Annotated in this window: 12 protein-coding genes; 3 read left to right on the forward strand and 9 right to left on the reverse strand. The window is 34.3% G+C overall.

The window, feature by feature from the left end:
* Window positions 1-1,107: 1,107 nt before the first annotated feature.
* The 6 genes from ACP7AV_RS11895 to tgt all read right to left on the reverse strand — a co-directional run bounded on the left by ACP7AV_RS11895 (window position 1,108) and on the right by tgt (window position 7,811).
* Window positions 1,108-1,506 (reverse strand): hypothetical protein, encoded by a 399-nt coding sequence (locus tag ACP7AV_RS11895; RefSeq protein ID WP_426092126.1) that lies wholly within the window; start codon window positions 1,504-1,506, stop codon window positions 1,108-1,110.
* Window positions 1,507-1,890: 384 nt separating this feature from the next.
* Complete coding sequence (gene dnaB / locus ACP7AV_RS11900) at window positions 1,891-3,435, reverse strand: replicative DNA helicase (protein ID WP_426064723.1); 1,545 nt, start codon at window positions 3,433-3,435, stop codon at window positions 1,891-1,893.
* 140 nt (window positions 3,436-3,575) lie between these two features.
* Window positions 3,576-4,529 carry an acetyl-CoA carboxylase carboxyltransferase subunit alpha gene (locus ACP7AV_RS11905; protein ID WP_426092127.1) on the reverse strand — a complete coding sequence of 318 codons (954 nt, stop codon included), beginning with the start codon at window positions 4,527-4,529 and terminating at the stop codon, window positions 3,576-3,578.
* 115 nt (window positions 4,530-4,644) lie between these two features.
* Window positions 4,645-5,532, reverse strand: coding sequence for a DMT family transporter (locus tag ACP7AV_RS11910; protein ID WP_426092128.1), 888 nt, complete (start codon window positions 5,530-5,532; stop codon window positions 4,645-4,647).
* Entirely contained in the window at window positions 5,519-6,607 is a 1,089-nt protein-coding gene (locus ACP7AV_RS11915; RefSeq protein WP_426092129.1) for an LptF/LptG family permease, read from the reverse strand. Before ACP7AV_RS11915 ends, ACP7AV_RS11910 begins: the two co-directional genes overlap by 14 nt.
* Before the next feature lie 73 nt (window positions 6,608-6,680).
* Window positions 6,681-7,811, reverse strand: coding sequence for a tRNA guanosine(34) transglycosylase Tgt (gene tgt / locus ACP7AV_RS11920; protein ID WP_426092130.1), 1,131 nt, complete (start codon window positions 7,809-7,811; stop codon window positions 6,681-6,683).
* 283 nt (window positions 7,812-8,094) lie between these two features.
* On the opposite strand from tgt, the gene ACP7AV_RS11925 reads away from it, so the two are divergent.
* The 3 genes from ACP7AV_RS11925 (at window position 8,095) to ACP7AV_RS11935 (ending at window position 10,706) form a co-directional block, all read left to right on the forward strand.
* Window positions 8,095-9,138, forward strand: a complete 1,044-nt coding sequence (locus ACP7AV_RS11925) for a tyrosine-type recombinase/integrase (protein ID WP_426092131.1) — start codon at window positions 8,095-8,097, stop codon at window positions 9,136-9,138.
* Window positions 9,139-9,295: 157 nt separating this feature from the next.
* Window positions 9,296-9,859, forward strand: a complete 564-nt coding sequence (locus ACP7AV_RS11930) for a TIR domain-containing protein (protein WP_426092132.1) — start codon at window positions 9,296-9,298, stop codon at window positions 9,857-9,859.
* A gap of 4 nt (window positions 9,860-9,863) precedes the next feature.
* Entirely contained in the window at window positions 9,864-10,706 is an 843-nt protein-coding gene (locus ACP7AV_RS11935) for a macro domain-containing protein (RefSeq protein ID WP_426092133.1), read from the forward strand.
* A 149-nt stretch (window positions 10,707-10,855) separates the two neighbouring features.
* Here ACP7AV_RS11935 and ACP7AV_RS11940 read toward each other — a convergent pair whose 3' ends face one another.
* The 3 genes from ACP7AV_RS11940 to ACP7AV_RS11950 all read right to left on the reverse strand — a co-directional run.
* Window positions 10,856-11,056, reverse strand: coding sequence for a hypothetical protein (locus ACP7AV_RS11940; RefSeq protein WP_426092134.1), 201 nt, complete (start codon window positions 11,054-11,056; stop codon window positions 10,856-10,858).
* Between the two features lie 157 nt (window positions 11,057-11,213).
* Window positions 11,214-11,918 carry a hypothetical protein gene (locus ACP7AV_RS11945; RefSeq protein WP_426092135.1) on the reverse strand — a complete coding sequence of 235 codons (705 nt, stop codon included), beginning with the start codon at window positions 11,916-11,918 and terminating at the stop codon, window positions 11,214-11,216.
* A partial coding sequence (locus ACP7AV_RS11950) for a hypothetical protein (protein WP_426092136.1) occupies window positions 11,915-12,112 on the reverse strand: 198 nt, incomplete at its 5' end. The genes ACP7AV_RS11945 and ACP7AV_RS11950, both read right to left, overlap by 4 nt.

Here is a 12,112-nt window from a genome sequence, read left to right on the forward strand (position 1 = left end):
TGATTTATTTGACGAATGCTTTTCTAATAAGTCTTTTAGTACATAGTTTTAATTGATAATTGCCATTATTTTTTTTCTATTTACATAAAATATGAATCATTGCTTAAAAAACAACGCCACATAAAAACAACAAATCTTTAATACTATTAAACTAAAGCAACATTGTATTCTCCCACCTACTCATCAAATTTGTTCTTTAGCCATACAAAAGCCTGTTCTAATTTATTATTTTAAGCAATGCTTTAAAGAGAACTGTTTTGTCATAGTATATCGTAGAAAGAACTTCTTCCTTGTAATCCTGCATTTTAATCATACTGCTTACGAAAGGTGAGACAAAATAATACATTTCGTTATACTTGCTACTCCCATCCAATTTTAAAAAAATATCACATCAATGAACTTTCTATAAAAATTCAATTCACGCTCTATAAAATATTTTTCAACCATCAATGTTGCTAAACTTGTCTAATATCCATCACAACCTTGTAGGCATTGGAGGTCGAATCCATGTAAACGGTAGCAAAATTTCGCGTTTGATCATTTTAAGGTAAGAGAACGGACTTGATAATGTTATCACTTATCTCAAAATAAAAAGCCATAAACTCGCAATTCTAATTCTAAAACCTGTTATCCAAAGAATTCTCACCAAAAAAACCTCCTCTTATTGTTTTTTTTATATTCTAAAGCATCATTAAATTGCATTTGATACTGTACAAAATTTGCTAATAATTCAGATACCTCATCTACAAAATAACGATTCCCAAAATATTCACGATAACCATTTTTTGTTAAAATCGGAATAAATTAGCTGCCGAAATCTTATTTGCAACACGGTATCAATAAAAGTCGAATAGAGTTAAGATTTAAATGGTCCTCTAAACCTTACATAAAGCGAATACCTACTATTTTTTCTGAAATACTTAGTATGCTCAAAATCTCATTTTTATCTACCAATACAGCGTTTTGTAAACCAGATTAGATGTCGTCACATTATCCTTTCACTGATTTGTACACTTCGTTAGAGATATAATCTAATAAGTTTTTGTCTTGAAGTATAATTATTAAATTTTAATATTACACAAATTTCAAACTTTAAAAATCAAGCGGCTACTGGTTAAGCGGGCTATTTTTATCACAAGCATTTGGACAAGGAGTTGTAAAATCATAAATATCATCTTGCCCGGCTGGCTCATTCCCCACCCCAACGGTAATCATATCGACATAAATCTTTGTTAGTGGATCGTATTTCGTACCTACGATCATTAGTTTCTCCACTCCATTATCATCAATCCCAATATAGGCTCTCACGGCATCAACGTCTTCGGTCAATACTTCCAATAAATCTATTTTTGGAATTAAAAAGGCATTTAATTCGTGGTGTTTGTTGTAGTTCCCTTCTTTTTTCTTCCATCGCTTGGCCCATTTTTTTGCCTCTATTAGCGGAATGGTGTTTACTTTTTTTGCACCCTCAGATGCATTGTTACCTGTTGCGGCTTCTTCTGACATAATGTTTAGTTTTTTAGTTATACTACTATTCCGTTAAGAAAAAGAAAATCTAAAGTACTGTTTTTTTTTTGCTTTTATGAAGAAAAGGTTTATATACAATATAAAAAATGTTACATTAAATAAATATTTCCAGTTTTACTTTTTTATTCACTGGAATAATAAGCACACATTTGCCATTTAGATCCTGACACTTAAAGAAATAAATCTTATAATCTGAATAACTTGATGTGATTTGTTTCACTTGTTCACTTCGTTTAAATCTCCTTGGTTGAAATGACACTATTGACAATAAATATTCCGGTATTTTAAAAACTAAAATGGTATTAATTACAAAAAAAGCCTACAAAAGTAGGCTTGAATCGTATTTCAAAAAAGGAACGTATGTTAAAAAGGAACATCACTATCATCATCCGGATCATTCAAATTGCTTCCAAACGCGTCATTGGCAGACGGTAAATTTTTGGTGATAAAAGGATTATCATCCTGATTCATACTGGATGGTAAATCATCATAACCACCGCTATAATCTTCCAGATTATCAAATTTTCCGAGATGTCCTATAAACTTCAGTCGAACGTTTTCTATACTACCGTTACGGTGTTTGGCAATCATTATTTCCGCCTGACCCGCAGTTGGTGAAGCTTCATCGTCATCCCATTCGTCAATTTTGTAATATTCGGGACGGTATAAAAAAGATACAATATCCGCATCTTGTTCAATCGCTCCCGATTCACGTAAATCAGATAATAAAGGTCTTTTGCTGGATCCACGAGTTTCTACCGCACGGGACAATTGCGAAAGGGCAATTACAGGAACGTTCAATTCCTTGGCTAATGCTTTTAAGTTTCGTGAAATCGTTGAAATCTCCTGCTCTCTATTTCCTCCACCTTTTCCGTTTCCTCCAGCTGTCATCAATTGCAAATAATCGACAATAATAATTCGGATTCCGTGTTGTGAAACCAAACGTCTTGATTTAGCCCTTAAATCAAAAATAGACAATGAAGGTGTATCATCAATAAACAGAGGTGCTTTTTCTAAATTCTTAACTTTGGTACTCAGTTGTTCCCATTCGTGCTTTTCCAGTTTTCCGGTACGTAATTTCTCCGATGACAAACCAGTTTCTGAGGATATCAAACGGGTGATTAGTTGCACAGATGCCATCTCCAGAGAAAATAAGGCCACTGGCATTCCGTAATCGATTGCCATATTTCGAGCCATCGATAGTACAAATGCTGTTTTTCCCATTGCAGGTCTTGCCGCTATAATGATTAAATCGCTTGGCTGCCAGCCTGAAGTAATCTTGTCCAGTTTGTCAAAACCGGTTGCAACACCACTCAAACCCTCTTGGCCTGCAATTTCTTCAATTCGTTTTTTGGCTTGCAATACTAAACTCTGCGCCGTCTCCGAACTACGTTTTATATTTCCTTGTGTGACTTCATATAATTTAGATTCGGCTCTGTCTAATAAATCAAAAACATCTGTTGTTTCATCATAGGATTCTTCAATAATTTCAGTCGAAATCCGAATCAAACTGCGTTGAATAAATTTTTGAAGTATGATTCTGGAGTGAAATTCGATGTGTGCAGAGGACGATATCTTTTGCGTAAGCTGAATTAAGTAAAAATCACCACCTGCCAATTCTAATTTTGCATTTTTCTTGAGCTGCGCAGAAACGGTTAATAAGTCAATAGGCTGCGTTTCTGTAAACAATTGCACGATAGCCTCAAATATATGTTTGTGTGCTTCTTTATAAAAAGCATCGGGCTGCAGAATGTCAATTACATCATCGACCCCTTTTTTGTCAATCATCATGGCACCCAGTACAGCCTCTTCTAAATCGAGAACTTGCGGTTGCAATTTTCCTTTTTCAAGGCTTATAATAGTAGTTTTATCAACCTTAACAGGACTAATATTTCTGAAGTTTTCCATAGAGCGAAAGTAGCAAAAATAAAAAAAAAATTGGCATTGAGTTGTTACAAATAAATGTTCATAAGTAACTATTTTTTGTTTATAACCCAAAAAAAATCCGAAACGGTAAGGCTTCGGATCAAATTATATTTTGTAAGATTTTACTCTTTATACTCACCCATTTTACTGTATTTCTCCATTCTCTGAGCCACTAATTCGGTTGTTGATAAGTCTTTCAATTCGTTAAAACCTTTCATGATATATTGCTCCACCGTTTTGAAAGTGGTTTCTCTGTCGTAATGCGCTCCACCTAAAGGTTCCGGAATAATATCATCCACTAATTTTTGTTTTTTCATGTCAGCTGAAGTCAATTTCAAGGCCTCAGCAGCCTGTTCTTTATATTCCCAGCTTTTCCATAAAATAGACGAGCATGATTCTGGAGAAATAACGGAATACCAAGTGTTTTCCATCATGTATACTTTGTCACCCACTCCTATTCCTAATGCTCCACCAGAAGCTCCTTCACCAACAATAACAGTGATAATAGGCACTTTTAAACGAATCATTTCAAATATGTTTCTGGCAATCGCTTCTCCTTGTCCGCGTTCTTCAGCTTCTAATCCAGGATAAGCTCCCGGAGTGTCAATCAAAGTCAAAACAGGAATGCCAAATTTCTCTGCCATTTTCATCAATCGCAGCGCTTTTCTATATCCTTCCGGATTGGCCATTCCAAAATTACGGAACTGACGCGTCTTGGTATTAAATCCTTTTTGTTGTCCCACAATCATAAACGATTGTCCGTCAATTTTCCCTAAACCACCTATCATGGCTTTGTCATCCTTAAAACCTCTGTCGCCAAAAAGTTCCAGAAAAGTGTCGCCACACAAAGCGCGAACGTGATCCATTGTATACGGACGACTTGGGTGTCTGGAAAGTTGTACACGCTGCCAAGCAGTCAAGTTTTTGTATATTTTTCTTTTAGTCTCTTCTAGTTTCTTGTTGATTTGTTTGCAAGTATTCGTTACATCAACATCTGATTCCTGACCAATAATGAGACATTTGTCTAACTGTTCTTCTAGTTCTTTTATTGGAAGCTCAAAATCTAAATATTCCATAGGATTTTTGCGTTTTTGTTTTTATTTGGAACCGCAAATATAAAATTTTAAATCGGTCGAAAAGGTAAATATTCTATTTATGTGTAAAAGTTTGCTTCAACAAAGCAGTAGATTCTTATTCTGTTTTGCCCTTTTGATAGTGTTTAATAGCACCATTCAGGATTACGGTGATGACTATTATCAGTGCGCCAATGTAAAATTCAAAACTCATTTTTTCTTTTCCTCCAAGGATAAAATACGCCAACACAATGCCGTAAACCGGTTCCAGATTCGTCGTCAACATTACGGTGTATGGTGTTAATTTCTGCATTACTTTCACCGAAGCTGTAAAGGCATACGCCGTGCAAATGGAAGCCAGAATCAGAATTAGAATCCAATTATTAGCGGTCAATACAAAAAAGTCAGAAGTGAATTTCCCTTGAAACAAAAAGTAAATCGAGATGAAACAAACGCCCGCCAGAAATTCATAAAAAGAAATTACCGAAGGATCGTGATCTGCAATCAGTTTTCCGTTCATTAACGTAAATAAAACGCCTAATATAATCGATGCCAAAGCGTATAACATTCCGTCAAGATAATTGATTTCGACCTTCATGATCAGTGCCAATCCAGCGATAATGATGAGTCCAAAAAAAACTTCGTACCACAATACCTTTCGACCATAAAACAATGGCTCTAATATTGATGCAAAAAAAGCACCCAACGAAAAAACCGACAGCGTAATTGACACATTGGAAACATGGATCGCTTTGAAAAAGAAGATCCAGTGCAATGCAATCAACAAGCCGACAAAAATTAATTTGAGAAAAGATTTTAAAGGGATTCTGAACGATTTTTTCTTAAATAGTATAAAAATGGCTAAAAATACCCCGGCAAAAAACATGCGATACCAAACTAAAGCATCTGCTGTAATAGTAATTAAAGCGCCTAAGATGGCGGTAAAACCCCAAATAAAAACAATTAAATGAAGGTTTAAGTAACTTTTTAAATTATCGTTTTGCATTTCGTAATAAATAAATGGCTAAAATTCCGAAAGCAATATTAGGCAACCAAACGGCTAACATTGGCGGAATACTCGATTTTTCGGCTAATACGCCAAAAATTTTATCAAAAAACACAAAGGCAAAAGCCAATGCAATTCCAATGGCTAAATTGGTCCCCATTCCTCCTCTTCGTTTCATTGAAGAAACCGCAACCGCAATGATAGTGAGAATAAATGCCGATACCGGAACGCTGTATTTTTTATATAATACCACCAAATACACATTGATGTTAGACGATCCTCTTTCTCTTTCTTTCTCGATAAAGGCATTCAATTTTCCTAAACTTAAAGTTTCTGCAATGTAAACTACAGGTGTTAAATCCTCTAAATCAAACGCAAAAACAGCATCTTTTTGGGGTAGCTTTTCAATTTTATCATTTAGTTCACCCACTGTTCTTTTCGTGTAATCAAACATCGTGTAAGTACTGTCTTTTGGATTCCATTGTATTCTGCTGGCAGTGATTTTATGGATAAGTTTTTCGTTTTTAAATTTTTCCAATGAAAAATTAAAAGCTGTTTTAGACTCGGTATTAAAACTGTTTACATAAATAAACTCATTGTCATTGATTTGGCGGTACACATCTGTATTATCACCGCGCATCGCTTCTTTTCCGCCTCCTTTCAAATACGTGTATCTGAAATTATTAAAGCCTTCACTGGCAGCTGGAACAACAAAAAATCCCATTAACAATACAAAAACAGAAACGATAGATGCGCCTATAATATACGGTCTCAAAAATCGTGTAAATGAAATCCCCGAACTTAAAATAGCGATAATCTCCGTATCATTCGCCAGTTTTGACGTGAACCAAATCACCGATAAAAACAAAAATATCGGAAAAAGAGAGTTCGCAAAATAAACCGTAAAGTTGTAGTAATAAAGACCTATCTCTAAAATCGGAACTTTATTTTCCAGCATTTTATTGATCTTCTCAGATACGTCCACAACGATTCCTATCGGGATAAACAACAACAGCATCACCACAAATGTGGCTAAATATCTTTTTAGGATGTATTTGTCAATTATTGTTAGCATATTTTAAATTATGAATTATGAGTTATGAATTATGAGATGCGTGCTAACTCATAATTTATAACTCATAATTATTTTACAGTCTCTGGTTCATATTTTTCACCATCATTTCTTTCCAAGGCTTGAAATCGCCCGCTAAGATATGTTTTCTGGCCTCACGAACCAACCACATGTAAAAACCAAGATTATGTATCGTAGCAATTTGTTTCCCGAGGTATTCATTGGCAGCAAAAAGGTGACGCAAATACGCTTTGGTGTATTCTGTATCTACAAAGGTGATTCCCATTTCGTCAACGGGCGAAAAATCAGCTTCCCACTTTTTGTTTTTGATATTAATCGTACCATTTGCTGTAAACAACATTCCGTTTCTGGCGTTGCGCGTAGGCATTACACAATCAAACATGTCGATTCCAAGCGCAATATTTTCGAGAATATTTATTGGGGTTCCCACGCCCATCAGGTACCGCGGTTTGTCTTCGGGCAGAATTTCACAAACAATTTCAGTCATGGCATACATTTCCTCGGCAGGTTCCCCTACTGAGAGTCCGCCGATCGCATTTCCTTGTTGATTGGAATTTGCAATATATTCTGCTGATTGTTGGCGTAAGTCTTTGTAACAACTTCCTTGGACAATTGGGAAAAACGTTTGTTCGTACCCGTATTTAACAGGCTGTGTTTCTAAATGATTGATGCAACGGTCCAGCCAGCGGTGCGTCATTTTCATCGAGCGTTTAGCGTAGTTGTAATCACACGGATACGGAGTACATTCATCAAAAGCCATGATAATATCGGCACCTATGGTACGCTGAATTTCCATCACATTCTCTGGTGTAAAAAAGTGATAGGAACCATCGATATGCGATTTGAACTTCACGCCTTCCTCCTTAATTTTTCGGTTGGCCGAAAGCGAATACACTTGGTATCCTCCGGAATCCGTCAAAATATTACGGTCCCAGTTCATAAATTTATGCAAACCACCGGCTTTCTCAAGAATTTCGGTTTGCGGACGCAAGTATAAGTGGTAAGTGTTTCCCAGGATAATATCCGGATTTATATCTTCTTTCAATTCCCGCTGATGCACTCCTTTTACTGAAGCTACGGTTCCAACAGGCATAAAAATTGGGGTTTCGATCACCCCATGATCAGTAGTAATACTTCCCGCTCTGGCTTTAGACAGCGGATCTTTTTTTAATAAATCAAACTTCATATTGGCATATTTCTTCCGATTGTTCGGCGGGCAAAGATAGGTTAATTTGAAAACTAGATAATTAGATAATTTAAAAAATTAATCAAGATTTAGCAAATCAATTGGGGCGTGCCCTAAAAAGGTCGGGCTATCCGCTATAATCTTTTATTCCGCTACGCTTCATAAAAGGATTTTCACTTTTATCCCTCACGCAAAACAGCCTTAATACCACCAGCGACATTGCAGTAATAAAACCTCATTTACCAAAATAATTACTATCTTTCAATCACAAAATCAACACGATATGACTTGGGCAGCAAAACTGATAAAACACAACAGTGAAAATAGAATTGCCGTTTATTTTGAAAAAAATCAAGACCTGATTGCCAGGATCAAACAAATAGAAGGCGCACGGTGGAGCCAGCAAAAAACGGTTTGGCACCTCCCAGACACAGAGGAAAACAGACTGCGTTTTAACATAGCGCCCCCTGCAAATTTGGTCCCTTCAAGCGAAGGAATAACACAAATCGAAAAATTCAAACAATGGATGCGTTCTAAAAGGTATAGCGAAAGCACCATTAGTACCTATAGCGATGCCTTGAAATCCTTTTTGATTTTCTATCGGGAAAAACCCATTTCCGAAATCACAAATGACGATGTAATCATTTACAACAATGACTATATCTTAAAGAATAATTTGTCAGCATCTTACCAAAACCAAATCGTTAACGCTATAAAACTGTATTTTATGACAGTCAGAGCAACAAAAATTGAAGTTGATAAAATTCACCGACCAAAACGAGCTAAACTTTTACCCAATGTATTAAGCAAAGAAGAAATAAAATTGATATTAAACGCTCATAATAACATCAAACATAAAATGATGCTTTCATTGATTTATAGTTGTGGCCTGCGTTGTGGCGAATTATTGGCTCTCCAGCCCGTTCACATAGATTCGATGCGGAATATTGTATTGCTTAAAAATTCAAAAGGCAAAAAAGACAGGATAGTCCCATTAAGCCCAAAAATTTTAGAAATGCTACGGGAGTATTATAAAGTATTTAAACCCACAACGTATTTGTTTGAAGGACAAATCAAAGGAAAGCCCTATGATGATAGAAGCTTACAACAAGTTTTAAAACAAGCCATACAAAAATCAGGAATTAGAAAACCCGTTACTTTGCACTGGTTACGCCACAGTTATGCTACGCATTTACTTGAAAGCGGAACCGATTTGAGGTACATTCAAGAATTATTGGGACACAATAGCAGCAAAACGACCGAAATATACACCCACGTAAGTACAAAAAGTATCCAACAAATAAAAAGTCCTTTTGATGATTTGTAATAAAAATATTATTTATACATTTGATAAAAATACGCTACTCCGTAGCGACTATACATCCTAAATTGGGTAGATTGTCGCTACTTTGTAGCGAGTATATACAAGTTATCGGCAATGGTACCCAAAAACTTAAAAAAAATTAACTAATTATTAAAAAAACATGAGTAAAATCTACAATTATTGCGCATTTTATGTAAGTGAGCCATTTAACGAATCATCACTTGGTGCTCAAGCATCTAAAGACTTTTGTTATTACAATATGCTCAAAGCTTGGAAAGGGTCAGATAGTACTTTTCCATTTAACAATGCGCACGATACAACTTATAATGTTCGTGATAATAGTGATTGGGAAACAACACTTAAACCCAGACTTAGAGAAAGACTAAGAAATTCCAAAAACATTGTCTTATTTTTAAGTGACAACACAATAAATTCAAAAGCAGTAAAAGAAGAAATTGAATATGGAATAAATACTCTAAATATACCAGTCATTGTAATTTATCCTGATTTAAAGACAAAAGAAGATTTACTAACTTCTAATAAAAAGAGCTTAAATAATGTTGTAAAAAATTTATGGTCAAAATTACCAATATTTAGAGATTCCAAAACAAAAGTACCAGTATTGCACGTTCCTATGAATAAAGAAACTATTAAAATGGCTTTAAATAATTCAGATTTTAGAGCAGATTCTGGAAAAAAACCAAGTGATTATTTTTATAATTAATTATATGAAAGTTAATTTATTTGCCAAAGGTGTTAGAAACAAATTCTGGGTTTATTTTTCAGTAATATCGGGAGTTTTGTCATTCATATTACTTTTTAATTTTATACCCGAAAAATATAAAGAATGTTTAAAATATATTGGTTATCTATCTTTTTTTATCTTGATAATTATCTATTTAATAATTTGGTTTAAAGCTAATAATCTTACTAACATTGATTTTGATATTGACGGAAGTAATGTAAATATTAAATGTGGCGATATATTTTCCGAAGACGGTCTAAAAGCAATCGCATTTAACGATTATTTTGACACGGTAGTTGATGATAAAATAATATCTAATAAGTCGCTTAATGGTATCTTTATAAACAAATATTTTAACGGTCAGACAGATGTTCTTGATAATTTTATAGTTGAAAAATCAGATGAATTAGACGTAATTAATAATCAAGTCGATAGACGATTAGGCGGAAAAAGTGTACAATACAAATTAAGCACAATTTTTGTTTATGACGACTTTATATTAACTGCGTTTTCTAAATTTGATGAGCATAACAAAGCGACTTTAACAATGCCAGAATACATAGAATTTTTAATTAACTTCTGGGATAGAGTAAACCGAGTTTATGCTCAAAAAACTGTTTCAGTTCCTATTTTCGGTTCAGGTATCACAAGAATTAAAGAGCATAAGAATATAAGCGATGAGGATTTATTAAAAATAATGTTATGGACATTTAAATTAAGCGAAATGAAATTTAAACATCCTGCTAAATTAACAATTATTATACATAAAGATAAAATAAATCAAATCAACTTATTCAATATTAAATCAATAGAATTAGGAATTTAAAACCACTGCCGATAACAGCGGTTTGGCGCAATTGGGGTTTGAGTCATTGCCAGAGTTGGTTTTGTGTTTGGAAGTTGGTTTTTAAATCAATACATTTGGCTAACCAAATCCCCAACTGACGCCAAGCCACGAGACGTTATAGCTAATGGTTACGAACCTATTCCGAAAGGACTTTTTTGCGTTCCCAAGTTCTTTTTAGGCTCTGAATATTCCCAATCGTCCATTAACTTCTTGTTTTGTCTTAAAAACTTATCGGCATCTAAATAAGCATCTTCTACATTTTCTTTATGAAATGTTTTTGTTGTTATGTGATTTTCTCCTTTGTAAAATCTAAAAGTATATTCGTTCATAATATTTAGTATTAAAAACCCACCACAAGCTATAACAGCAATTTGTGGTAACGGCTTTATTGTTTTGCATTTGAGTTATCGAGGCTTTCTCGGTAACTGGTCTTTTATTTATTGGCATTTTAGATAACGGCACGCCACTACCACAAGTTGCGAAACGTTAGGCGAGATTTACCACAACTTTATCCTCATCGATTTTCTGCATTGGCATACATAGTACTTTTGCTTCTCCAATTATAAAAACATATGGTGCATTTGGTCTTATTTGATAACAAAGAACTATTTCTTTTGCATTCAAAATTTCCTGCGTTTTCAGTAATTTTAAAATCATTTCAACGGAAAACCTACTTTGTTTAATATCAATTTGAAATCCAGGATCTATAACTTTTTTTCCATTTTTTACTCGTGTCTCAGATGATTTATAGCCTTCACCATCACATTTAGGACAATCAAAATCTTTTGTCCAATTTTCATATTCCCATTCAACTTCACCATCACCATCACATTCTGAGCATTTAATAGATTCGCCTACGATATTAAAATCATCTACTAATTCAATTTTACTGATAGCATCCTTTATTTTTTCAACATCAATAGTGAAATTTTCATTTATTTCTTTTGGCATTGAATCGGTAACTATTGAAGGATTTGGTCTGTCACATTCTTCTAATCCGTCAACAAGGTTTTTATCCAACCAAATCATTGTATGTGCGTCAGTAGCAACTGCTAAATCTTTTACATAAAAAGGTTTTTTCATCCACGGTCTTAATTCATCATTCCCTTGATGTAGTTTAAGGGCATCTAAATAAACCTCGCCTAACACAGGTTTTGCCTCAGTACTTGTATTTGTGATTTCTGTATTCATAATTTTATATTTTTATTATTAATCATTAGGTAAATATTGTTTTGTACTTGTTTCGTACCGTTGCAAAGCCTGATAACGTTACCTGCAAGCGAAGGACGACACAACATAAATAAAGAACAGACATTTATGAATAGATTTTTTTTAATAATTCTAACTTTTTCACTTTTTGCAATTGATTGTAATGGGCAGAAAGT

The sequence above is a fragment of the Flavobacterium sp. DSR3-2 genome, assembly GCF_049896525.1.
In the GTDB taxonomy this organism is placed as follows: domain Bacteria; phylum Bacteroidota; class Bacteroidia; order Flavobacteriales; family Flavobacteriaceae; genus Flavobacterium.